The 24,396-nt window shown below is 28.8% G+C and carries 21 protein-coding genes and 4 pseudogenes; 1 reads left to right on the top strand and 24 read right to left on the bottom strand.

The window, feature by feature from the left end:
- Positions 1-91: 91 nt before the first annotated feature.
- The 6 genes from WMO19_RS08430 to WMO19_RS08405 all read right to left on the bottom strand — a co-directional run bounded on the left by WMO19_RS08430 (position 92) and on the right by WMO19_RS08405 (position 7,469).
- Positions 92-1,837 (bottom strand): ABC transporter ATP-binding protein, encoded by a 1,746-nt coding sequence (locus WMO19_RS08430; RefSeq protein WP_144398857.1) that lies wholly within the window; start codon positions 1,835-1,837, stop codon positions 92-94.
- Positions 1,838-3,550 (bottom strand): ABC transporter ATP-binding protein, encoded by a 1,713-nt coding sequence (locus WMO19_RS08425; protein ID WP_349171367.1) that lies wholly within the window; start codon positions 3,548-3,550, stop codon positions 1,838-1,840.
- Positions 3,551-3,565: 15 nt separating this feature from the next.
- Positions 3,566-5,074: an ABC transporter ATP-binding protein gene (locus WMO19_RS08420; RefSeq protein ID WP_349171366.1), complete on the bottom strand. Its 1,509-nt coding sequence runs from the start codon at positions 5,072-5,074 to the stop codon at positions 3,566-3,568.
- Positions 5,062-5,736, bottom strand: coding sequence for an energy-coupling factor transporter transmembrane component T family protein (locus WMO19_RS08415; RefSeq protein WP_349171365.1), 675 nt, complete (start codon positions 5,734-5,736; stop codon positions 5,062-5,064). The genes WMO19_RS08420 and WMO19_RS08415 overlap by 13 nt, the downstream gene beginning before the upstream one ends.
- A 17-nt stretch (positions 5,737-5,753) precedes the next feature.
- Complete coding sequence (locus WMO19_RS08410; RefSeq protein WP_349171364.1) at positions 5,754-6,356, bottom strand: MptD family putative ECF transporter S component; 603 nt, start codon at positions 6,354-6,356, stop codon at positions 5,754-5,756.
- A 141-nt stretch (positions 6,357-6,497) separates the two neighbouring features.
- Positions 6,498-7,469 (bottom strand): helix-turn-helix domain-containing protein, encoded by a 972-nt coding sequence (locus WMO19_RS08405; protein ID WP_349171362.1) that lies wholly within the window; start codon positions 7,467-7,469, stop codon positions 6,498-6,500.
- Between the two features lie 494 nt (positions 7,470-7,963).
- On the opposite strand from WMO19_RS08405, the pseudogene WMO19_RS09945 reads away from it, so the two are divergent.
- Positions 7,964-8,175: pseudogene (locus tag WMO19_RS09945) on the top strand (hypothetical protein); the annotation flags it as partial.
- Here WMO19_RS09945 and WMO19_RS08400 read toward each other — a convergent pair.
- The 18 genes and pseudogenes from WMO19_RS08400 to WMO19_RS08315 all read right to left on the bottom strand — a co-directional run.
- Positions 8,129-10,000: an ATP-binding protein gene (locus tag WMO19_RS08400; RefSeq protein ID WP_349171360.1), complete on the bottom strand. Its 1,872-nt coding sequence runs from the start codon at positions 9,998-10,000 to the stop codon at positions 8,129-8,131. The pseudogene WMO19_RS09945 and the gene WMO19_RS08400 overlap by 47 nt on opposite strands.
- Entirely contained in the window at positions 9,997-11,166 is a 1,170-nt protein-coding gene (locus tag WMO19_RS08395) for an SIR2 family protein (protein WP_349171358.1), read from the bottom strand. Before WMO19_RS08395 ends, WMO19_RS08400 begins: the two co-directional genes overlap by 4 nt.
- A 413-nt stretch (positions 11,167-11,579) precedes the next feature.
- Positions 11,580-11,792 (bottom strand): annotated as a pseudogene (locus WMO19_RS08390) (helix-turn-helix domain-containing protein).
- A 564-nt stretch (positions 11,793-12,356) separates the two neighbouring features.
- The gene (locus WMO19_RS08385; RefSeq protein ID WP_349171356.1) at positions 12,357-13,091 is read right to left on the bottom strand and encodes a hypothetical protein; all 735 of its coding nucleotides are present in this window, start codon (positions 13,089-13,091) and stop codon (positions 12,357-12,359) included.
- A 42-nt stretch (positions 13,092-13,133) separates the two neighbouring features.
- Complete coding sequence (locus tag WMO19_RS08380; RefSeq protein ID WP_349171354.1) at positions 13,134-13,538, bottom strand: FRG domain-containing protein; 405 nt, start codon at positions 13,536-13,538, stop codon at positions 13,134-13,136.
- A 171-nt stretch (positions 13,539-13,709) separates the two neighbouring features.
- Positions 13,710-14,552, bottom strand: a complete 843-nt coding sequence (locus WMO19_RS08375; protein WP_349171353.1) for a nucleotidyl transferase AbiEii/AbiGii toxin family protein — start codon at positions 14,550-14,552, stop codon at positions 13,710-13,712.
- Complete coding sequence (locus WMO19_RS08370) at positions 14,549-15,136, bottom strand: type IV toxin-antitoxin system AbiEi family antitoxin domain-containing protein (protein ID WP_349171351.1); 588 nt, start codon at positions 15,134-15,136, stop codon at positions 14,549-14,551. The genes WMO19_RS08375 and WMO19_RS08370 overlap by 4 nt, the downstream gene beginning before the upstream one ends.
- A 107-nt stretch (positions 15,137-15,243) precedes the next feature.
- Positions 15,244-15,366: pseudogene (locus WMO19_RS08365) on the bottom strand (replication initiator protein A); the annotation flags it as partial.
- Between the two features lie 272 nt (positions 15,367-15,638).
- Positions 15,639-17,315 (bottom strand): recombinase family protein, encoded by a 1,677-nt coding sequence (locus WMO19_RS08360; RefSeq protein WP_349171349.1) that lies wholly within the window; start codon positions 17,313-17,315, stop codon positions 15,639-15,641.
- A 91-nt stretch (positions 17,316-17,406) separates the two neighbouring features.
- Complete coding sequence (locus WMO19_RS08355) at positions 17,407-17,568, bottom strand: hypothetical protein (RefSeq protein WP_000368174.1); 162 nt, start codon at positions 17,566-17,568, stop codon at positions 17,407-17,409.
- A 684-nt stretch (positions 17,569-18,252) separates the two neighbouring features.
- On the bottom strand, positions 18,253-18,954 hold the full coding sequence (locus WMO19_RS08350) for a replisome organizer (protein ID WP_349171334.1): 702 nt from the start codon (positions 18,952-18,954) through the stop codon (positions 18,253-18,255).
- Positions 18,955-19,035: 81 nt separating this feature from the next.
- Entirely contained in the window at positions 19,036-20,106 is a 1,071-nt protein-coding gene (locus tag WMO19_RS08345; RefSeq protein WP_349171332.1) for a PDDEXK nuclease domain-containing protein, read from the bottom strand.
- A gap of 439 nt (positions 20,107-20,545) precedes the next feature.
- Positions 20,546-21,073 carry a DUF3801 domain-containing protein gene (locus tag WMO19_RS08340; protein WP_349171330.1) on the bottom strand — a complete coding sequence of 176 codons (528 nt, stop codon included), beginning with the start codon at positions 21,071-21,073 and terminating at the stop codon, positions 20,546-20,548.
- 105 nt (positions 21,074-21,178) lie between these two features.
- Entirely contained in the window at positions 21,179-21,316 is a 138-nt protein-coding gene (locus WMO19_RS08335) for a hypothetical protein (RefSeq protein ID WP_349171328.1), read from the bottom strand.
- Positions 21,317-21,364: 48 nt separating this feature from the next.
- The gene (locus WMO19_RS08330) at positions 21,365-22,213 is read right to left on the bottom strand and encodes an AraC family transcriptional regulator (RefSeq protein WP_349171368.1); all 849 of its coding nucleotides are present in this window, start codon (positions 22,211-22,213) and stop codon (positions 21,365-21,367) included.
- Positions 22,214-22,417: 204 nt separating this feature from the next.
- A pseudogene (locus tag WMO19_RS08325) lies at positions 22,418-22,546 on the bottom strand (PcfB family protein); the annotation flags it as partial.
- A 183-nt stretch (positions 22,547-22,729) separates the two neighbouring features.
- The gene (locus WMO19_RS08320; protein ID WP_180339346.1) at positions 22,730-22,903 is read right to left on the bottom strand and encodes a hypothetical protein; all 174 of its coding nucleotides are present in this window, start codon (positions 22,901-22,903) and stop codon (positions 22,730-22,732) included.
- Positions 22,904-22,976: 73 nt separating this feature from the next.
- The coding region (locus WMO19_RS08315; protein ID WP_349171326.1) for a MobA/MobL family protein at positions 22,977-24,396 on the bottom strand (1,420 nt) is incomplete at its 5' end.

The raw sequence follows: 24,396 nt of genomic DNA, 5'->3' as shown, positions 1-24,396 counted from the left end.
GGATAGATAATTGAAAAAGTAAATCTATGGGTCTTTTTGTTAATAATTGTTCTTTCATATCTTGTTTCATAAAATCATCCTCTATTAAATTTTATTCAATTTTCCAACCAGTAGCTTTTTCTCTTTTCTCAATAAAACTCTTGTATATGTGTGATTTTTCCATAAGCTCTTTATGTTTACCAATACTTTCAATATTTCCTTTATCCATAACAACAATTTGATCAGCATTTTTAATAGTTTCAAGTTTATGTGCAATCACAATTACAGTTTTATCTTTTAACAAATTGTTTAAAGCAGTTATAAGTTGTTGTTCATTTTCTGGATCTACACTTGAAGTAGCTTCGTCAAGAATAACAATTCTGCTTGGTTTTAGCATAGCTCTTGCTATAGATATTCTCTGACGCTCTCCTCCAGATAAATTTGAACCACCCTCTTGTAAAACTGTGTCATAACCATCTGACAACTTCATAATAAATTCATGACACTGTGCTTGCTTAGCAACATTAATAACTTCCTCATCACTAGCTTCTGGATTTCCGAACTTAATGTTGTTTTTTATAGTGTCATCAAATAAATAGACGTCTTGAAAAACAAAAGTGAAATTAGATAACAGATTGTCATACCTAAAATCTTTTATGTTATTATCATCAATCAATATTTCTCCAGAATCTACATCCCAAAATCTAGCTATCAAATTACAAAGTGTTGTTTTTCCACTTCCAGAACCACCTACAATTGCTGTAGTCTTACCTTTTGGAATATCTAAATTTAAACGGTTAAATAAATTCTGTTCGTCATATGAGAAGTCAACGTCCTTTAGATTTATATCTCCTTTTTCAAAGCTTGTTCTTGTGCCTTCTGAAATTGTTGGTAAATTCCTAAGTTTAGCAATTGAATCCAAGTTTTGTATAGCTATTCCTCTAACGTTTTGCATACTTCCAGCCATTTCAAAACCAGAAAAAACAATAAAACTAGACACTACAAGCATTACAGATTTATAATGATCAATTTCTCCTATACAAAATCTATAAATAGCTGAAAATATAATAAGACAAATCCCTAATTTAAATATAATTAGAAATATCAAAGCAGCAGGTGCTACAGTTTTTTCAACATTTATAAAGCCTCTTCTATTTTTATAAATCTCTCTGTCCAATTCTTTAGTCATTTCACCACTTTTTCCAAACGACTTAATGACGCTAATACCTTTAACATACTCTAAAGTAGATGCGTTTAGATTTATTTTTAACGCTTGTAATTTTTTAGTCAACTCATCTGATTTCTTTTGAAAGATAACATTGCATAACATTCCTAAGAATAAAGTTCCTAAAATTATAGAACCTGTTACTATATCAAACGGAATCATAAATATCGCCATTATTATAGTTTGAATTACTCCCACAAATAAAGTTTCTATTATATTAACTCCTACGGTTTCAAGTTCACCTATAACTGTGGTTAATCCGCCTGAAATGTTTCCAAGGCGATTACTGCTAAAATATCCCATATTCACTTTTTTTAGCTGATCACCTATATATAGCCTATTTTCTGCTCCCATATTGTAAGTTGCGATGTATTTATTTCTATCAGCCATATAACTAGATAATATTTTCCCTACTACACTTAGTAGAGCTATTGCAAATACGACATAGATGTCTTCTTGTGTAATATTTCTTCCTTCAAATATATTTTGAAATATTTTAAGTAAAAGCAACATTGTAGCTCCAAGGGATATTCCTTCAAATATACTTTTTAATACTTCAAAGAAAAACATCTTGCTAATTTTGGAAGATTCTTTTCCAGCGACCCAATATAACTTGTGAATTAATTCTTTCATTTACTCACCCCTATCGTTTGATAAACTTATGTGTGATTTCCACATTTTTGCATATGTTTCACTTTTTCCAAGAAGTTCTTTATGAGTTCCTTCTGCTTCAATTTCCCCATTGTTTAATACTATGATCTTATCGGCTCCTATTATTGTAGAAAGCCTATGAGCAATCATAATAACCGTTTTATTTTCAACTAATGCATCTATAGATTTTTGAATTTCAGCTTCATTATCTGGATCAGAATATGCTGTAGCTTCGTCTAATAAAACTATTGGGCTATCTTTAAGCAAAGCTCTTGCTATTGTAAGTCTTTGTCTCTCTCCTCCAGACAAGTTGCTCCCAGATTCTCCAATTATGGTTTCATATCCATTAGGAAGACTCATAATAAAGTCATGACAAGAAGCTTTTTTACAAGCGTCTTTTATCTCTTCAATACTAGCATTTTGATTTGCCATTCTCATATTATCTATAATACTTTTTCTAAATAGATAATTTTCTTGTGATACATAGGTTACAAGTTCCATGTTCTTTTCAAGAGAAACATCTTTAAGATTTACATTTCCTACGGATATTTTTCCTTTATTAATGTTCCAATATCCCGCAATTAGCTTAGCAATAGTGGATTTTCCACCGCCAGAATAACCAACAATAGCTGTAAGTTTATTTTCTTTTGCACTAAAGGATAAGTTATCAAAAACTTTTTTCTTATCATTATAGGCAAAACATACATTTTCAAAATTAATATCGTATGATCTTATTTTTTCCTCTCCATTACCTCGTTCTAACTCTGGTAACTCCATAACATTTTTTATTTCATCTATTACAACTCTTACATTCGCCATAGTATCCATATGACTCATAGCTTTAATCAAAGGTTTGTAGCAGGCATAAGATAATAAAACACACATTATTAGATTGCCTACTTCAATACTTCCATTCATATACAAGTATAAAGAAGTTGGTAAAACAAATAATAAAGTTGATGGTAAAACTTCCATTGCTGCTGTCATATAGAAACAAACACTTAAATACCAATTTAGCATACTGTCTCTATTACTATTTACAGCATCTACAAATTTTCCATATGATGATGCAGATTTATTGAATGCCTTTATAACTTGAATACCTCTAATATATTCAACAGCTGTTGTATTCATGTTTTTTGCGGCTTCTTGATAATTTCGTGATTTTTCTTCATATCCACCCATCATTAGAATTGAAAATAACACCCCTAGTGGTAATGTAATAAGATTTGCAATTCCAATCCTCCAATCCATTATAAAAATAATAACTAATAAAGCGATTGGAATGATAAGATTAGCTATTACTTCAGGAATAACATGAGCTATCGGTTGCTCAATTTTATTCAAAGTTTCTACCATAAACTGAGTCCATTCTCCACTAGATCGTTTTTCAATCTCTCCCATTGATAATCTATTAATTTTTCTTACAAGTTTCTTCCTCTCATCCTCTATTATGCGAAATGCTAAATTATGAGAAATTAAAGTTGAAATCTCATGAAAAATAACACTTCCTATTAACCCACCTAAAATAAGCAAAATTGGTCTTATATAGAATTCTAAATCTGTATTACTAATTGCTATATTTTGAGTAATCTTAGCTAAAGCAAAATATGGTACAACACTACAAAAAACACCAATTACTGCAATAATAACTGATGATAAAATTTGTCCTATATGCTTTTTTAAAACTTCCATTACGCACCTCCTAAATTATTTAGCCTCCATAGCTCTTAACAGCTGTCCTATATTATCAATATAAAAATCTTCTGTTATTATCCCATTCTCTAGTTTTACAAGTCTATCACACGTCTTTGCTATAAATTCAATATCATGAGAAATTATCAAAAATTTTGTTCCTTTTTTTTGTTCCTCTTTGATTAATCTCCCCACCTTATCCATACTCCTGAAATCAAGCCCTGATGTCGGCTCATCCAATATAATAAAAGGTGTTTCTCTCAACATAGCTACGCATAGAACCAATCTCTGTTTTTGACCACCTGATAAAGTTGCTGGATGCTTATCTCTTATATCAAATAATCCAACTTTTTTTAAAAGTTCCTCTGCTTTCGTGATATAATCTTCTCTATTTTTTAACCCAGTTAATAATTCATCCATCAAATCTTCCCCAAATAATTGAGAGTCTAAATCTTGAGGAATATACCACACTTTGCTTAACCTCATCTTTTTATTAGCTTTGAGTCCATTTATCTTTATTTCTCCATCAGTCTGATTTTGAATCCCAGAATAAATTTTACCGAGTGTACTTTTACCTGTTCCATTTATTCCTTCTAAAGCAATAGTCTCATTGCTATCAAATTTAAGTGACACATCTTTTAGTACGAAATTATTTTTATATTTTTTACTAATATTTTTCACCTCAAAATCAAAAGAATTGTCACTACTAATTTCTTTTTCTTTAACTTTGTGGTCATCTACAACAATATCATTAAGATTTATTGAGCGTAAGCCCAATGCATTTAAGTCTTTTGAACTGATTTTTTCAAATTCTTCTGCTTTATAACTATTTGTTAAAGATCCATTTTGTATTAATAAATACCTATCTGCTATTCCTTTTAAATAAAATAACCTATGTTCGACAATTACTATAGTTTTCCCTTCATTTTTTAAGTCCATTACAAGTTTTGAAAATTTATATATTGATTGTAAATCAAGATTTGCAGATGGTTCATCAAATACATAAATAGATGGTTCAATGGCTCTTGCTGAACAAATTGCTACTTTTTGCCTAATTCCATAGGATAAATTGTATATCCTATTATTTAGCAATTTATCAACATTCATTTTCTTACTTGATTCATTTACTCTTCTTATTATTTCATCACGCTTATATCCTAAATTTTCTGGTCCAAATGCAATCTCTCCATTAACTTCATTGCCAAAAAATTGGCTTCTAGGATCTTGAAATACATTACCGACTAGTTTTGCTATTTCCCAGGATCTTAAAGTTCTGATGGATTTTCCGTCAATAAATACTTCTCCATCTAAATTTCCTTCGTAAAAATTTGGAATCAAGCCATTTATAACTCTTGTCAAAGTAGACTTGCCACATCCCGACTCCCCTATAATTACACAACATTCACCATCTTTAATGTCTAAATTTATATCTTTCAACTGTTCATCTTTATTGCTATTATACGAAAAAGATAATTTCCTAATTTCAACTTTATTATTCAATGATGCACCTCTCATATAAGACATAATATAAATAAAACAAAGCTTGCAGTTATTATAATTATGTCTAATTTACACAACTTGTTACTATAATATGAATCCCTTTTTATTGGGTTTTCAATTCCTCTAACAATCGCTGCTGCTGATAATTCATCTCCTACTTTTATAGAACGAAAAATTAAAGGAACTATAGCATATTCAAGAGTCCTCAAAGGATTTGATAAAATATGAAAAAAGTTACCTGTAAATCCCCTTACTTTCATAGCTTCTTTTATTGTTCTAAATTCCCCAGCAATTGTTGGTACAAATCGAATAATTACCGTTAATATAAGTATAAAATTTTGTGGCAACATTAATTTGTGAAATATTGAAATTAATTTTCCTGATGGTATCTTAAAAGTTAAAAATCCTGCCATGATTGGAACTATGAATTTATACAACATTCCCAAAAGCATTGGTGAAATTATAACTACACCACTAGGTATCATTTTTAATAACCAAAATGTAGTAAAACTATATATCATAAAATAAATTATGCTCTGTTTGATAAAACCAAAATATGCTAAAAGCATACAAAGCCATCCTACAAACAGAGCATGCATATAGTAACTTTTTGTAAATATTGACACCATACAGGAAATAATAGTTAAAAAAAGACAAGTTATTCCACTTATTTTTTCTATTTTCATTTCCCATATATCTCCATTTACTCTAAAATACCCGCCTTTTTAAAGTGCTTTTTAAGAATTTTTTGTGCAAACAAAACACCTAAAGCAGATAATATAACGGTTATTGTTACACCTAATAATAGTAGTTTTGGTGAAGATACCAAATTATATTGCAATGTTAATGTCTTATCTGCAAACCCACTCTCTAAAGCTTGCTTTTGATAAGATTCCCAAGCTATCCAACATGGAACTCCTATTCCCATGAACATACCAGCACCATAAACACTCCAGCCAATCATATTTCTTATTGGATTTATATAAGTGTCTTTGCCTATCATTACTATTTCACACAAAATAGCAAGTCCAATAAAATATGGAAACATAAACACATAACCCATAGCTGCTGTGATAATGCCATAAATTAATATCCATATAAATAATAGCCCATGTTTATTAAGTCTGTTAGCTGCTACCAAGTAGAAAATAGCTCCTATAAACATTTCAATTCCAGCAGTACCATAAATATATACAACCGGAACAGCAACCATACTCATTCCAATAACAATAGATATTGCATAAAATAAAGCAATCATAATAGCTACTGTTACTACATCTTTTGTAGTCATTTTTTTATTGTTCATAAAACACCTCCGTTAATTAATAAAATGTACATAGAATGTGTATAGAGAATATTTACAAAAAAATATCCATCTCAACTTTATTATAAAGTAAGATGGATATTTTCTTTATAACCTGACAGCTCTTTATTTGCTCTAAAAAGGTCAGATGGATTTTTTTCTATATTCTTGAGGAGTTTGCCCAAAATGTTTTTTGAATGACTCAGAAAATTTACTAGGGTTCAAATATCCTGACAAATCAGAAATCTCTCCTATTGACATTAAGGGTTTATGAATTAATAATTTAGCAGCGGCTTCTAAACAATTTTCCCTAATAAAATTACCTATTGAGCTTCCAGTTATGTATATGAAACATCTCTTCAAACTGGATTCTGAAATAGCATATTTTTTTGATAAATCAGAAATAGAATATCTTTCAAAAGGATTATTTAGAATCATCTTATATGATTCTACAGTTGCTTTATATACTGGTTCTGAAAAAGATGTTAACTTAAAAGTATCTGAACTTTCAACTAAATTTAAAAATAATAACAACTCTATTGTTTTTATAATTGAATAAGAAAGTCTTATTCTAGAATCTACTCTATAAAGTTCACTAATAACATGGTCTATCTCATGACGTGAATGAATAATTAAAGCTGCACCATTTTTACATAAACGATCTTTTATTTCTAACAAATCAATTTTTGCATACGGAAAGTATTTATCAATAGAATTTTGTGCCTTTTCAATATCAATAAATATTGAAAGTCCCACATATTTTTTTGTTGGTATGCACGAATCTTCAAAAGGAACTTTGCCTATTTCGATTACACTTAGATCGCCTTTACCTATCAGAGCGCGTTCATTATTTTCAAGTTTAAACTCATAACATCCCTCTAAGCAATGATCTATTTCTAAAACCCCGCTTTTAGGATTTATTTTTTGATATGCCGTCTCCATATTAAGGTTATTATAAGATAACTGAACGCCTTCAAATAAATTGTAGCAACGCATTTCGCCACAGCCAGTAGAATTTTCAATTGTATAAATTTTACATTCATCAGTAACCTTTTTTTCAGAAAAAACATATCCTTCAAGGACATCTTCTATAATATCTTCATGATTTAATTCCAAAACTCTACCTCCTAATGCATCATAATAATCAATTAAATTATACCCAAAAATTAGTTTTTATACTAAAAATACACTATAGCATATTAATCGTACATCTATATTTTAAGTTTTTCTATTAGATACAAACATTTCAATTTTATGGTATAATGGCAGTAATTAAATAACAAGCTTAACGCTTATAACTTTAATAGCAAGCACAGTAAGTGTACGGACACTTACGAAAAAATTAATGGAGCAGCCCTTTACGGAATGCTCCATTTTTTTAATTTTTACCTTGTTAGGGAGATCCCTAAGACCCCGAAATATATTTTAGAAATAAAAACTAATAATCAATATTTTTAAATGATAAGAATAAATAATTCTATTTAAGTTAAAAAAAGTATAGATAAAACTATAAATATTACAATAAAATTTGTGATAGTTAAAAGTTTTCAGAACAAATATAGTCCGATTTACTATAAAAGATAGCATCTAAAAATATTAGAACGCTATAAAAACTACCAAGCACAAAAGAAATATTAATAAAACTCGACGAACTGCAAGAAAAAAAGAACACCCTTATGCAAGAGTATTCTTTAAATAAAGAACAATGTTACGACTTATTCAGTATAGGAAATACTATGAAATCATTATAAAAAATAAGAGAGTTAGAATTAATTTTAGCACTTATCTAGCCATAATTCTACTAAATTTGCATTTTCACTAGACGGAGACTTTTCTCTAGATAATTTTGAAACTTGAATAAGTAGAGGCATTTCAAAACTAGTTCCGGTAATAATACATTGGCCTGGAGCAAGGGTAGGTATTTGATTTCTAGAAATAGAATCCAAAGAATTTATTGTATTTGAAATCATCCTCAAATCTTGATCATTTACTAGTCTATGTATAAAATAATTGTGAAGTTGTGAAATTATAGTTGGAGAAATATCATATGGTCGTTGACTAGATAAAGTTAGAAAAAACCCAAATTTTCTTCCTTCTTTAATAATTTCTTCAAAAACTTCAAGTCTATAATCCTTCCAAGATTCCTCTTCTCTGTTAGATTGTGACGATAAAATATTATGAGCCTCATCAATTATTAGATGAATAGTTGAGGTAATCTCTGATTCATTAGATATTTTATCTTTATGTTCATCATACAATTGTTTAGCAATCAAAAGAGGAATCATCTTCTTTGCTTCCGAATTACATTTCCTAAAAGATACTACATTTAAAACTTCCCATTCATTTAAATCATGTGTTAATACTATAGTTTTTTCAATAAAATTAGACCTTGCTTCAATTCTTTGTATTAATGGATTTATATGCTCAAAATTTACCTTGCCATATGCTAAACAATATATTAAATATGAATTAACAGATATTTTTAATTTCTGAGTAACTGTTAAAGAATCTATATTAAATTTAAAGTCTCCCTGATTCAAAATTTTTTCAAAGTTATTTCTCATCTCTTTCTTTTCTTGATCTTCCACAGAATTTATATAAACAGAATCTTTGTAATAAGTAGATTGTTGCGAATGCCACAATGCACTTAACCAGCTAATATCTATCAACTTACCATTTTCGTCAAAATAATCCCCATGTATGTCAAATTTTATGCTTTCTAAGGATTTTTGAAATAGATTTAGCATCTCCTTATTGTTATTTTGTTTGAATATATTATAAAAAGCTGAACTCAATCCCTTTATAATTTTTTCTGATGTTATATCATAAATACTATCGTCTACAAAATACTTTACGGCTCTTTCCAAAAATGGACGTTGTGTTTTTTCGGTAGCAGAATACAAAATTGATAATGTTTCAATATCCCAAAAAACTTTTGGAGTTAATGGAAGCTTATCACTTTTATTATTCCCAGTTGATAGACTTAAACATTTCTTCTTGTTTCGAAGTACTCCTGGTTGTAGATATTCTCCATTAAAATCTAAGATTACAAATTTACTTTTATTGTTAAAGTTTAATTTTATTTGAGATTCTTCTTTATTAAATAATTCAGTGTATATTTTTGTTAAAGTATTTGACTTCCCGCTGCCTGTATTTCCAAAAATACCTATATGAGTATTAAATAGCTTATCCCACGATAACTCAACTGGAATGTTATTCGCCACACTTCTACCGATTGAAATTTTATGGTTTGAATTTGATGAATCTTTTTGTAGAATCATCTTAATCTCATCTTTTGATAACAAAACAACTTCATTAAAAATCATAGGAAATCGCTTTATTCCAAATTCAAAAGTACCTTTATAAATATTTCCTATTAAACTTACCTCTATATTCCTTTCAAATCTATCTTTGGAAAATTCATGTGAAGATAAATCGTTAACCTTATCTTCTAAAAACTCCTTTTCTATTCTAGCTATAATTTTATTAGAGCCTCTTATTATTCCGATATAACTTCCAATAGAAACACCATTATAAAAAACTCCATTATAATGAAAAGTTTCTAAATTAGATTTATTCTCCATCAAAATATTTATTTTCATACCATCCACTGATATAACATATCCAATAACATACTTATTTTTCAATTAATTTCTCCTAACAATGAAAGTAAATACTTAAAATCTCCATTATTGTTCTCAAATTTCTCTGGTAAAAAAATAATATTTTTATAGCCACCAAATATACTTTTTAAATACTTTTGACCACTCTTGGAATATGAAATTAGGATTACCTGCAATTCTGGATTTAATAAAGACCTTTCAAATATATCTTTAATATGTTCATCTGCAAATGAAAATCCAAATACAATTAGTATAGCTTGCTTACGCTCTAATTCATAACTAAAAGATCTTATTAATTGATAGTAATGTTGTTCTGAAACAGTCTTAAAAAACTTATATTTATTTGGATTTATTATAGGAAGTTTAGAATATTGGTAAAAGAAATTATCTAATAAGTCCCTTCTCATATTTTCCGCTTTTATTTTCATGTTTAATTTTTGAATAAATTCAAATGTATCAGTAGAAATACATTCATTAAAAATATTTTCTATTTTTATAGTATCTAAGTTCAAATTATCAATAATTTGCTTTATATCATCTATTAAATAGTTGTTTTCATTTACTAGAATTCTATTATCCTCTAATTTCCAGGATAAAGATCCATGCAGCTTGAATAAATTAATAGTTGGAACCTCACGTCTATAGTTATCATTATAACCACTATGTGTTACATTTAAATAAAAGTTCTTATTATTAATACTCTTATTAAAAAAACCTCTCGAACCATCATTGAAGTATATCAATGGATTATTGAATAAAAACTCATCAAAAGCTCTTTCAAAAAGCAAATCATAATTAGTGGTAAATATATTAACCCTCTTTGGTACCTCATTGCTTTCAGTTTGTAAAAATTCATAAATACATTTTACTAATTTTTTATAATTAATAAAAACTTCATGATTAGAATATAATTTAACAAATTCTTCTGAATTGATACCCATTTGTTTTATCCATTTCATAAAATAAAAAATATACATAAAAGTTTTTGAGTCCTGATATAACATCGAGTTACTTACTATGTCTTCAAAGCTCGGATAGCCTTCACCAAAGCTTAATGTGGGATAAATAGGTACACTTGCTCCAGCACCTATTAAAAAATTAATACTTTTGCCTCTTATCAGTTCATCTAATTTATCCGAATCCATATATGACTCTTCAGAAAATACATCCTTAAATTCATTGACTTTCACTATGCCCTCCATTTATTAAATTATATAATAATTGCTATCTTCAGAAGCAATTTTAAGATTGTTATGATCCATAATATTTACTACATATACATCATTATTATCAGAATCTTAAATCAATCAACATAGTATAATCTACCTACATTTAATTCTTCTGCAAAGTATAATAGAGTTTTCTCTATTTATAGCTACATCACTTACTTGAATTTATCCCCTTTGTCCCTATTAACAGAACAGAAGAAAAATACATCAAATCATTAGAGTTGATATTATATCCAAGATTTTTAAATTCTCAATATACAACTCACGAACAGTCAAATACATCTAATATACTCTTAAAATCTATTATATTTTGTTTAATTAATTCTATTATGGATTATAAAATTAAATTCTTAACACCAATAGTTCTCATTTGATTATTCTTCGTCCTTTCTTATGTATTCAATAATATCTCCAATATCACATTTAAAATACTCACAAATCTTTCATAATGGTTCCAAACTTACATTTTCGTCTCTTCCCATTTTTGCTATTATCTTGGGAGTTGTTGAAATTGCACATTGTAAGTCTGTTTTTTTCATATTTTTATATATTAATAACTTCCATAATTTATTATATGAAAATCCCATATCATTCTCCAATTCTATATTTTACCTTTCTAAAAGTATAGATTAACTATTTAATTATAGCATATAACACAGATTCCTTTCAATTATATGATTTACTGCGTTAAATTGAGCAAAAAATAAAGGCAGTCCGAAGACTGCCTTTATTTACCTCTCTGCACCTTTGCTATATTCTTTCTTATTTGACTTAGTTTTGTCATCTGTCTTAAAGCTTTTTATTTGCACTAATATGGACTTTTTATCCTTGCCTTGACTTCCTTACTTGTTCTTTTGCTTTTAAGAGCTTAGAAGACAAGATACGAACATTCTTATGTTCCTTTCCGTTATTATCAATGCTTGTTTTTACTTTCCGACTATTGTTACAAAATCTCTCTATTTTGGTTTTCTAAATCTTTAATCTTATCGCAATATGATTAACAATTGATATAAATTCCCATCGTCATCTTTTAAAATAATTGAAAATTACTTACTTTAAAGTTTTCTATAGTATGGTATTTGACTCCAACATTGATTCAATTTTAAATATCTTCTTTGTTTAATGTAGAATTTATATAAAAGGATAATTTCTTATACCTCTTCTATATAAAAATCTTCTAGTAATTCATATTTTGATTTTCTCACTTTACTCTTTTTATACACATATTTAGCTATGTTATCAGGATCGTTAAATAATTTTTTTCTATTTATCCCTAATAAATCTAAATCTTTTACAATTTCTATTTTATTTTCAATTTCTATGGAAATATCAGGAACTATTTTCTGTATATAGTCTCTCTTTTCTTGTTTATTCAAAATATTAAATGGTGAATATAAAATATTTTGATAAATAAATCTACCAGATTGCAATGTCATTCTATCAAAATTAATATTAGGGTAATATAATATCATTGGAAAATCAGGTACTTCATAAATATTATTACCATACTTTTTAATTAACAAATATGTAAAAGTTGTTAAATATATTATTACATAATCTTCTAATTTCTGTATTTTTAGTTCAAATGAATAATTTGTTAATTTTGATAATTGGAAAAAAATATCCCTCCACATATCCAACTCTTCATTTTTGTTTTTAAGAAATACTTGAAGTAGCCTTTGATTTAATTCATTTGGCCTATCCATAATGTATCCTTCTTTAATTCCCATATCATACCAATCTACAGCTTTTATTATTTCATGCGTTTGTAAATTGTGTTTACTTTTTTTCAATAAAACTTTGATCATATTTAAATTATTAGATAATGAAATTATGAATCCTTTTCTATTATTCTTATAAAATTCTAATAATTTATTATAAAACATAACTTTTGTTTCATTTTGTTCGATTAAATCATTATAAAAGTATTATATTTTTCTTCCTGAAATTTCATCACTAAATTTTATGAAATTATTTTTCCTAAATACATGGATATATCCTGTGTATTCAAAGTTATCACAACATGAAAAGTATAAAGCTACTAAAGCTGAACTTGTAATATCTATTAAATTTGTAGGCAATCCATGGTGTTGTGAATATGATATAAAATTTGACTTTTCAATATCACTTAATTGTGCACTAACCTCATAGAAATATTCATATATCATCTCATCAATTATAGATCTATCTGAGTCATTAAAATTATCTCTATAACATGATGCTGCAATATTTGTATATTTCCTAGATTCTCCCCTAAAATATGCATCCAATAAATTTTTTTCTTTAAGAATTTTAATATAATCATATAAACTGCGAGCTCTTAATACTTCCATACTACTTCCTTATTGTTTACACTTTTTTATTATCTACTTAGGCTGAACAATTGACATACAATTTTTTAGTTTTAAATACTCTGATCAAAAGGTAAAAAAGAATTAGATTAATTCCACTTCTTTAGTCTTTAATATTTCTTGTCTATGATTTCCCAGACAGTGTCTGGAATATTACATCTCATTAATCCTATTTGATAAAATTATTACCACATCAACAACCCTATCAAAGGTCAAATCTCCAATATACTTATTTTCACTGAGATATACTTCCCATAAGGATCTTAGGTATGAATCTTCTTTTATGTCCTCAATTATTTCCTTATAGTCTTGCATTATCTCCCGGCTTCCTCTTTTCTTTGAGGTTCTCTCTATTGCTTCTTTTAAAATTTCATAATCTATCTGGTCTTTTTTTAGTTTGTAGAGGGTGTAGAGGTCGTAAAAGTCTCTCATTCGTGTTGTTGTTATATTTCTTCTGATTATGGTTTCATATTTTTCTGCTAAAATTGTTTCTAATGGATATGCCATTATTTTTATATCTTCTTTGCTAAAGATACAAGGGTAGATGTATTCTATTTCCCTTGGTGTTATTGCATCTCCTGTTGTTAGGTCAAGTTTCATTGGGTTTTTAGTTTTTCCAACATTTGCTATTAGTGAAATTCTAAAGTTCTCGTACTCGTCTTCTTCTCTAATATAAGAGATGTCTTTTATTTCAAATTTTATTCCATCATCTGCATTGATATTAATAATTTCTTGAACTATTTCTTTTATTTTTTCTTCTTTTAGAGCTATGCCTTTAATGGTTGTGTCCATATCCATAGTTGTTCTATTTTCAATTCCAATTAAGGAAGATATTAGGAATCCTCCTTTTATGACAAAATTATTTTTGTAATTTGATTTGGATAGCCTTTCTAAAAATCTTTCGAAGAAATATATTTGCAGAACTTCTTGCGACTTCAGATTTTTCTTCTCTGCTAAACTTCTTATCTTTCCCTTTATACTCTCGATATTAATCACGATAATACCTCCATATATTTTCTAATTTCATCTTCTATTTTAAATAGTCTACTGTATTTTATGAGTCGTCTTAGATTTTTATTTTGTGATTTAAAGTATCTTTTTATGGCTTCTGTAAAAATTTGTTTATCTATTTTTTCTCTGTCGATTATGATGTCGCAAATTGTTCGATCTATATCGTAAACTGAGATATGATTGCCTTGTGGTGATTTTATTTCTGTCTTTCCTAGTTCGTATAAATCTTTTTTTACATAGTGAACTTGTAGATCCTCATATCTTTTTTTAATATGGCTTGCATTGTAGCCTTGGGGTACAGATATATGAAATACATTTGGAGTCCTATCTGATAGGTCATGGAGGTATAGGGCTGTTTGATGGGAAAATATAATTCGATTACTATTTGATGATATTAAAACAAAATCGTCTATTACTTTTCCTTTTAATTGATATAGTCCTGGTCTTAATCTTTCTAATTGTCCGATTTTTGTTAATTCTGATAGATTATGCCTAGTATATCCAAGTTCTTCTGCTTCTTTGTTAGTTATTACTAAATTTTCTTGTATATATTCTTTAAGTGTATTCATAGTCCGCCTCCTCTCATCTACGCTTTTATTATATGTTATAAAAGCGAATATGTAAAGTTGGCTTATGAGTTTTCCATTTTTTGAAAAAGGATGTAACGAATCATTACTCCCTTTTTAAAATCATTATTTCTTAACTCAATATTACTAATATTATTATAGTTACTCTCCGATTTTCGGATTTCTAGAAATCTGTTATTCGGAGTTCTTGAATTCCGATTTTCGGAAGTCTGAACTTCTGCTTATCGGGAATCCAATTTTGTTTTATTAGTTATATTTAAAATTTATACATACTCACTTCCTAGAAAAAAAAGAGCAGCCTTATTTAAGCTACTCTTGTAGAAAGTACAAAATGGGTTAATTATATTTTTTGTGTTTCCTCATACTAGTCTCAAAACTACTCTTACATCCATGTAGTTTTTTTGAGTCCTTTTGACGTATCCTTCTTCATCTTTATCAAAGACAAAATGCTTATAAAACTGCTTGAAATGCAGGATTTCTAAGTTTACATCTTTTGTATCAACGCTATAGCTTCAACTTGTTCATCATTATCCAAACTTATATTCAAATCATCGTCTATAATTGGGAGCTTGAAAGTAATTGATTTTAGCCATTGTCCGTTAGGTTGTTTTTCTTCATAAACTTGAATTTCAGAAATCAAAGCTGTAATTAACTGTCTACGCTCTACATCATTCATGACTTTATAGAGTTTATCAAAATAGATCAGAACCTTATATATGTTATCTCCTGTGAGTTTTTCAGCTTCAATAGTCTGTTTCTTTGCTTTCGCATCAATTAACAATGATTCTAAGTCTTCAATCTTATCATACATACGATATAGTCTATCATCTAAATCCTGTTTCCTTCTCTTATAATGCTTATCTTCAACATCTAAATTATCTATTTCCTCAATTAGCTTAAACTTTGTAGAATGACTCTTCCTCAATTCCTCTTGGTAATTATCTATTTCTTTTTCTATTTCAGAGGTATCCACCTTCATGTTGATTTTTTCTTGCATCATAGAAGCAAATTTAGGATTACTTACAATCTTGACAATCACCTCTGCAATAGCATCATCTAACAATTCTTCTCTAATTTGCTTACTGAATGTACACTTATGACCTCTTATCATCTGCCTATGTTTACAACCATAGTAATAAAAATCTTTATACTTTGTGCCATCTTTCTTTTTCTTGGTACACTTGTTTCCAAACATTCCCGCTCCACATATAGGGCATTTTACAATTCCAGAAAGCAAGTGCGTGCGTGTATCTTTTCCTTTATTCACATGCTCATATTTCTTTGCTTGAGATTTTAGCTTAACCTGAGCAGCTTGCCAAACTTCATCGGAAACTATAGCTTCGTGTATCCCTTCAGATATTAGATATTCATCTTGTTCAACCTGCTTATATTCATTTCTTGTGCCATGAACTTTTTCTAAAGTTCTTCTTCCAAATGCTATTTTTCCATTATATACAGGATTCTTTAATATCTTTCTTATAAGACCTGCATCAAACAAAGGATTCTTACCATTCTGTCTTGGGATTTTTCTAATTCCATGATTCTCTAAGTATTTAGATAGCCCATTGGCTCCTATCGTAGTATCTACGTACTGGTCGAAAATCGTTCTTATGGCAACTGCCTCTTCCTCATTTATAAACAGCTTGCCGTCTTCAAGTTTATATCCATACGGAGCAAAACCACCATTCCATTTTCCTTCCCTTGCTTTTTGAATGCGACCTTCCATTGTTTGAATACGAATGTTTTCTCTTTCTATTTCAGCCACAGCTGATAAAACAGAAATCATTAGTTTCCCAGCATCTTTAGATGAATCAATGCCATCTTCAACGCAGATAAGATTAACTCCATAATCCTGCATTATCTGAAGTGTAGAAAGAACATCAGCGGCATTTCTTGCAAATCTTGATAACTTAAACACAAGAACAAAAGATACTCCATCTTTTCCAGATTTTATATCTTCCATCATTCGATTGAACTGTATTCTACCTTCAATAGACTTTCCTGACTTTCCGGCATCTTCATACTCTCCAACAATTTCATAATCGTTGTAAATAGCAAAAGCTTTCATTCGTGATTTTTGTGCCTCTAACGAATACCCCTCTATCTGTATTGACGTAGATACTCGTGTATAGAGGTATACTTTTATTTTTTCTTTTGACATAGCATTAACCTCAATATAATTTTTCTATATCATATATAATTTTTTGGATTTGAGTTTGGACTATCATTTCAAGTATATTATAACACTTTTATTAGTCCGTCTCAATTTGTGTTTTTGCCATGTCAAAACTATTTTTCATCTCTTGATTTTTTGCTGGCGTTGGATCGGGCAGATTATCTAAATCTAAAGCACCAGCATATTTTGCAATCAGATTTGCTATTAAATCAGCCAATCCATTCCAGTCATTGTCCAATATATACCTCCTCTAAAGTTTTATATCTAATAATTATTTGTTTAATTAAGTTTTACGACATTGACAAGTGCTTTGGATTAGCAACATAGGAATCTCACCTCCGCCTCTATTCCGGATGAGCCGGCTTCAACCTTAGAAGTATCATTATCCTCATTTTCTTCATAGCGGATAGGGTATCCCTCCCTATATTCAAACTCTTACTTATCGCTCTCTTTCTTTTTGCTTAGCAGAACTTTTTTTGCAGAATTATTCAGCCGAAAGATCTTGGCGGATAGGTTATTACGCTCCAAAAATAATTAACGTCTTGTCTTGGTCTATTCAATTGTTAAGGTTCAAAATTTATCGAGAGCTATTAATCTTTTTAAAATTTGATCCTCAGAAAATATTTATCTTGACGAAACAAAATTCTATAAATTACTCTCTTATACTTAACAGTGAAAAGAAGTCTTTCTTGGTAACCAATTTTGAAATAGAATTTGCTTATATAAAAAGGTCCAATTCCCACTGCATAAGTAGCAGTGAAAATTAGACCCTCTTGTTAACTATCATCTAAAAGTCTTCTAACATTTCTTAAATTTTCTAATCGCCTTTTAGGTGTCATATTTACATTTTTATTATCTCTGGCATACTTTTATACCTTTTTAGACTTAAAGTCTTTAATAATGCCTTTCCACCTCTTTTTACCTATAAAGATTCTCCTACGTCATAGTTCATTTTTTTATTTCCTCCTTGATGTCTTAGTTTGTCTTTATCTTCTTCATACCATTTTAAGATTGTTGCATAGTGGTTTTGATAGGTCTTGCCACTGCTTTTCATGTATCTTGATAGTTTATTTATCATTATGCCTGTGTGTGAGTTTAGTTTTTCTTTAAGTTTTTTATATTCTTCTTCAGTTAATCGAACATTTTGATATTCTCCATAAAAAATGGGGGTGGACTGTTCTTCTCTCCCCTTATCTATACTAACCTTATCTAATCTACCCTTACCTATACTGGGTTGACCACTTGACAACCTTTGGTTAACCAGATGACAACCAACTTTTTCTTCTGAAATATATGCTCCGTTTTCCGTTTGATAAAGCTGTTGTTTCTGATCGATATACATTGTTGGCTTATATCTGTCTTTTCTAATAAAGTTATTTATCTTCCAATGAGTAATGACGATAATTCCCTGATCAAAGACTATTACAAAGCCTTTGGCAATAAGTATTTTTAGGTCATCTTCATTTGCTCCGATAATCTTGATGATTTTCTTAGGATTATTTACAAAACCATCATCATCTGCCCTCATTGATAGATGAAAATATAGGCATTGACTACTTAGTGGCATATCTAAAAATAAGTCGCTATCCACTATCTTTAGTGAAAACATTCTTTTATCTGCCATGCTCTCCTACCTTTCTTCAAATAAAAAAGACGATAGGTTTTACTTCTACCGCCTTGTGTACATTTATTATGTTTTTAAAATTTATTTTAGTTCGTTTTCAATTTCTTCTATGGTTGGTAATGCTCCCTTTAAACTTTCAGGAATTAAGTTTTGTAGATGATATTCTGAAATTCCAATAGGCTCTCTTGAGCTTTCAGAAGCATATTTTGCCAATACATTATCCTTTGTCTTACAGATTAAAAGACCTATTGTTTGATTATCCCCATCTCCCTTTAATATATGGTTTACAGATGTTACATAGGTTCCAAGTTGTCCTATATCCGCAGGTTTAAATGCGGAAATTTTAACCTCCACAACTACATAGCAATGAAGCTTAATGTTGTAGAATAACATATCAATAAATTCTTCTGAATTTCCAACGACAAGTCTATATTCTCTGCCCACGAACGAAAAACCTGTCCCTAGCTCCAATAAGAATTTTTGAATATTATCCATCAAAGCGTCTTTCAATTCTTTTTCATCATAATTTTGCCTTATAGATATAAAGTCAAAATTATACGGATCTCTTGTCATTTCATTGGCTAAATCACTTTGTGTAGCAGGCAAATTATTTGTGAAATTTGTTATTGCTTTTCCTTGTCTTTCAAATAGATCTGTATCCAAGAAATTTAAAAGCACAGCTCTACTCCAGCTATTTTCTAATGTTTTAGATATAAAGAAAAATGCTTTATTCAAATTTCCCTCACATCTATCCATAATATATCTTTGATGTCCCCATGGGATACTAAAAATCATATTAAAATCTCCGCCGACTTTAGATATTTGTAAATCGTCCACAGCTTGTGGACGATTTAATGGCGAATACATTTCATAAAATTTTTTCATATATTTTAAATTAGTAACAGAAAATCCTTTAACATTGGGAATTTCATTTTTTAAATCCGAACTTAATTTTTTATAGAATCCGCTACCCCATCTGCTTTCTGCCTTTAAGCTAATAATTTCTTCTCCTAAACTATAATAAAACTTTAGCATTTCAGAATTGACCGAAACTGCTGCTTTAAGTTGCCTGCTCGTATATGATTTTTTTATTTTCTCAAGCATTTTTATATATTCACTATCTCCTATAATAGCTACATCTTTTTTATCCATTCTCATCACTCCAATCTGATTTTCTTTATTTTATTCTATTTCTTGCACCAATGGTGGGAGTTTTAATCTTTTTATCACAATCAGCTTACGGTAAACAAGCTCATTTTATCACTACACATTTAGTTTAATTAATGTGATTATACCAAAAATGTTAAATCTTTTCTATCTCTCTCTCTCTTTATCTATCTCTATATCTTTCTCTATCTCTTGTCGGACATGGGTTGGACTCATTAAGGACAATGTCCTCTGTTTATTTTGTCTGTGAAAAATTCTTCTTTTAATTTTATTCAATAATATTTTTTGTTTGTTGCCATATCTGCTCCTTTCTTGATTTTCGATAATCGAAATTCTTGATTTCCGATTTTCGGAATTCTGGACTTCTGCTTTTCGGAAGTCTTGTTATTATGGTTATTTAAGGGTGTAACTTTTCGTTACTCCCTTATATTTCTCTGGTCATATCTTTTTTATTTGGTTTTACTTTTTCTTTTACTTTTCTTTTGACTTTTTCTTTTGTCTTATCCTTGTTCTTGGATAGGTCTTTGTATTTCTTTATTTGTTTTAGGATACTTTCTTTTTCTTTTTTATTTTCTTTGGCTACGACTTGCTTAAAGGTATATTCCATTACTTTTATGTCTTTGGCTTGGAAGAATATTTCATAGTTTTTGCTTTCTGTGTTTTTCATTACTGAGAAACTTACTCCAAGTTTCTTTAGTTCTTTTTTTAAGTCTTTTAGATTGCTCTGATCTATGCTTATATTTTCTAGTTGTCCTTTTTTGTAGAGGTCTTTTATTTTCATTTCATCTCCCATAAGACTTTTTAAGTTTCCGTTTGTTTTTTCTAAAGTATCATTCATCTTTTTTCGTATTTCTTTTTCTAAATTGATTGATTCTTTTGCTGCCTTTATTGTGTATGATATTATGGTTTGTGCTGCTTGACCTGCTTCTTTGCTTATTTCTTCGTTTATCATGTTTTATCTCCTTTGTTTGAATTAAAAAAAGGGAAGTATAGGCTTTAATTTTTCTATACTTCCCTTTGATTGTTTTTATTTTATTTTTCTCGGTGGTGGAATGCTTTATTTTGATGTTTTTATAGCTTCTTTGCTAAAGATACATGGATAGATGTATTCTATTTTCCTTGGTATTGTTGCTTCTCCCATTGTTAGGTCAAGTTTCATAGGACTTTTACTTATTCCTATTTTTACTAATAGCAATCAAAAAAGCACCTACCATTTTGATAGATGCCGTTACACAAATTTAAATTATTCTTTTACTATAGGAACCCATAATTCCATTTTATAATCTTCTGAATTAGGATCTCCATCTCCATATACTTCAAAATCGGGACTTTCATCATGTCTATATCCTTCTTTTGGGAAGAAATATGAAATAATATACTTCCATCCTTCGTGAATGCACTTTGGTATAGGACCTTCTAAGCTTACAATAGCATACTCTTTTTCAGGAATGCTGAGTATATCTAAACCTAATTCCTCAGCTTTTACCTCATCCGTCAAATCAAAACCAGCTAAGTATATAAATGAATTTTCTTCATCCATTATATAGTCATATCCTACGCCAAAGATTTGACCATTACCAAACTCTTCAAATTTTTCTCTTGGTACTTTTTCAACCAGTCTATCCCAAACTTTTGGGAAATTTGAACTTTTAGTTACATCTGATTTAATACCAGCTACTTTAAACGCTTTCTTTTTCTCAATCTTAATATCCATTTGATTTCCTCCTTGAACTGAAATTGAAAAGTAGATTCTTGGGAAATATTGATACTTTTGTCCTCTTTTTACTTGTCCTGGAGTTAGCTTATGAAAATTTTTAAAAGCTAAGGCAAAAGAATCTTGAGAATTATAACCATATTTTATTGCGATGTCTATAATTCTTTTATCTGAATTTTTTAAATCAATTGCAGCATTTGTCATCTTTCTTAACCTTATATATTCAGATAATGAATATCCTGATATGATTGAAAATATTCTTGAAAACATTGGAAATGAATATCCTGTTATCCGTGTTATTTCTTTTTCATCAAGTTCATCAGTTAAGTTATCTTCAATATAGTCTATTGCTAAGTTAAAAGATTTCATTATATCCATATTTCTACCACCTTTCATTTAAATTGTACAAGGATATATTAAATTATACCCAATAATGCTAATACAAATATTATAGCATCACATGTTTATACTATTTTTCTTCTCTGCCATACTTCTTATCTTGCCCTTTATACTCTCGATATTAATCATAATAATACATCCACGTATTTTCTAACCTCATCTTCTATTTTATATAGTCTACTATATTGTATCATTCATCTTTTTTCTTATTTCTTTGTCTAAGTTGATTGATTCTTTTGCTGCCTTTATTGTGTATGATATTATGGTTTGTGCTGCTTGCCCTGCTTCTTTGCTTATTTCTTCGTTTATCATGTTTTATCTCCTTTGTTTGAATTAAAAAAAGGGAAGTATAGGCTTTAATTTTTCTATACTTCCCTTTGATTGTTTTTATTTTATTTTTCTTGGTGGTGGAATGCCTTATTTTGATGTTTATATAGCTTTCTTAGGTATTTGTACCTTTTATACTTTAAAATAGCTTACAATGCTTTTCCACCTTTAGTAGTTTATGTGTGTCCTTTTGTCTGATAGATAGTTTTTCATGTTGGAATATAATATCTGCACTTCTTCATTGTTCATTGCTTTTATTTCTTCTGTGCTTTTATATGTTTTGTATGTTCCATCTTGATCTGCTTTTATGAGTTCATCTATTAGCTCTTGTCTTTTATTCATCTCTATTACCTCCTAGATCTGCCTTTAGTTGTTTGGTCATATTATAGCTTGGATAAGATATTTTTACCAGGTCTTATCTTTCTTGATCCATTTTCTTGTTTTTCATACTTTCTCTGTATTCATTATCTTTAATAACTTGGTCTTGGAATTTTTTAATCTGTGCTATTACACTTGGTTTTTCACCTTGTTTTATTAGCTTATCTATTTCTATGGATAAATCTATGCCAAGTTCTTTGTTTACAAAATCTACTGAATATTTTATATGATTAATTTCCTGGTATTCATCTTTTATCTTGTCTTTTTCTTTATTTATTTCTTCAAGATTTGCCATTAAAAGATTTTTTTCTTCATTCCATTTTTTAGGACTTAGTTTTTCCTTATCTGATAGGAGTTTTTTTAATTTCTCTCTTACTACCTTATATTGGTCTATATCTTTCTTATGTTTATTATAGAATGCGTCTTTTATGAATATGTTTTTCTTTTGATATTCTTCGTAAACTTCTTTTTTGGCTTTGTAGATTTCATAGTATAGAATTTTCTTTTCTACATCTTCCATTTCTTTATGGATTGTCTTTGCTTTTTTATTTAGCTTATAACTATTAGACTTTAAACTTTCTATTTTTGTTTGTAACTGACTAATGGTTTCTATATTATTTTTTCTTAAATAACTATATGCACTCGTTAGCTTTTTGAAGTCATATTTTTCTTTATTAGTTTTTGCATATCCTTTTAGATATTTAGTTTTTTCTTTTTGAATTTCTGAATAAGTTAATAGATAATTTGTTAGATTGAAAAGTTTAGGGTTGTCTATTACCTTATCTCTTTCTATATCCTTAAATTTTTCATAAGCAGTAGATAGGTTATCTAATAGATTTCCTATCCAACCCTTTAATGTTTTTATCTCTTCTTTTATTGTTTTTACAAGGTTATTATATTTTCTTATTTCTCTATTATAGTTTCCCTTGTCAGTTTCTATTCCTTTTCTTTCCATTGCACTTGCTGCTGATCCTAAATGGATTGTCGGTAGATAATCTGAATTTTGTCTTTTAAAACTCCTATGGTCTACTCTTTTTTCTATCTTGTTTTTTGCTAGATATTCATTGCAAAGGTCTGAAAAATTTTCTCTCCATTTTTCTACATTGCCTTTATCATTCCAGGTTGTTAGTTCTACTTTTCTTGTTTTAGGTTTTCCATTTTTGTTTAATACTTTTTCTCCTTTTTCATCTAGGATATATTCTTTTTTTGACTTTGCTAAGAACTCTCCTTTTTCGTTTATGGGTCGCATTATGGTCATGATATGACAATGGATATTTCCATTTTTATCTTGACTCTCATCATGGATTGCATAATCTACTATCATTCCTTGTGATGTTAGATTTTCTTTTATAAATCTTTCGACTAGGTTTTTATTTTCACTTAAAGATAATTCTTTTGGTAGTCCTATTATGAATTGTCTTGCTAGTTGTGCATTAGAATTTTTTTCTGCCATTTCT

This window comes from Peptoniphilus hominis (ex Hitch et al. 2025), assembly GCF_040096015.1.
Taxonomy (GTDB): domain Bacteria; phylum Bacillota; class Clostridia; order Tissierellales; family Peptoniphilaceae; genus Peptoniphilus_A; species Peptoniphilus_A hominis.
The sequence above is the reverse complement of the archived record's forward strand: the minus strand, read 5'-3'. Positions and strand labels throughout refer to the sequence as shown.

Excerpts from the sequence above, each read along its gene's own strand:
- WMO19_RS08370 (WP_349171351.1), bottom strand. The coding sequence starts at position 15,136 with ATGAATACACTTAAAGAATATATACAAGAAAATTTAGTAATAACTAAC.
- WMO19_RS08425 (WP_349171367.1), bottom strand. The coding sequence starts at position 3,550 with ATGGAAGTTTTAAAAAAGCATATAGGACAAATTTTATCATCAGTTATT.
- WMO19_RS08360 (WP_349171349.1), bottom strand. The coding sequence starts at position 17,315 with ATGTCAAAAGAAAAAATAAAAGTATACCTCTATACACGAGTATCTACG.
- WMO19_RS08320 (WP_180339346.1), bottom strand. The coding sequence starts at position 22,903 with ATGAATAAAAGACAAGAGCTAATAGATGAACTCATAAAAGCAGATCAA.
- WMO19_RS08410 (WP_349171364.1), bottom strand. The coding sequence starts at position 6,356 with ATGAACAATAAAAAAATGACTACAAAAGATGTAGTAACAGTAGCTATT.
- WMO19_RS08420 (WP_349171366.1), bottom strand. The coding sequence starts at position 5,074 with ATGTCTTATATGAGAGGTGCATCATTGAATAATAAAGTTGAAATTAGG.
- WMO19_RS08385 (WP_349171356.1), bottom strand. The coding sequence starts at position 13,091 with ATGTTTTATAATAAATTATTAGAATTTTATAAGAATAATAGAAAAGGA.
- WMO19_RS08330 (WP_349171368.1), bottom strand. The coding sequence starts at position 22,213 with ATGGATATAATGAAATCTTTTAACTTAGCAATAGACTATATTGAAGAT.
- WMO19_RS08380 (WP_349171354.1), bottom strand. The coding sequence starts at position 13,538 with ATGGAAGTATTAAGAGCTCGCAGTTTATATGATTATATTAAAATTCTT.
- WMO19_RS08340 (WP_349171330.1), bottom strand. The coding sequence starts at position 21,073 with ATGATAAACGAAGAAATAAGCAAAGAAGCAGGTCAAGCAGCACAAACC.
- WMO19_RS08415 (WP_349171365.1), bottom strand. The coding sequence starts at position 5,736 with ATGAAAATAGAAAAAATAAGTGGAATAACTTGTCTTTTTTTAACTATT.
- WMO19_RS08345 (WP_349171332.1), bottom strand. The coding sequence starts at position 20,106 with ATGGATAAAAAAGATGTAGCTATTATAGGAGATAGTGAATATATAAAA.
- WMO19_RS08350 (WP_349171334.1), bottom strand. The coding sequence starts at position 18,954 with ATGGCAGATAAAAGAATGTTTTCACTAAAGATAGTGGATAGCGACTTA.
- WMO19_RS08430 (WP_144398857.1), bottom strand. The coding sequence starts at position 1,837 with ATGAAAGAATTAATTCACAAGTTATATTGGGTCGCTGGAAAAGAATCT.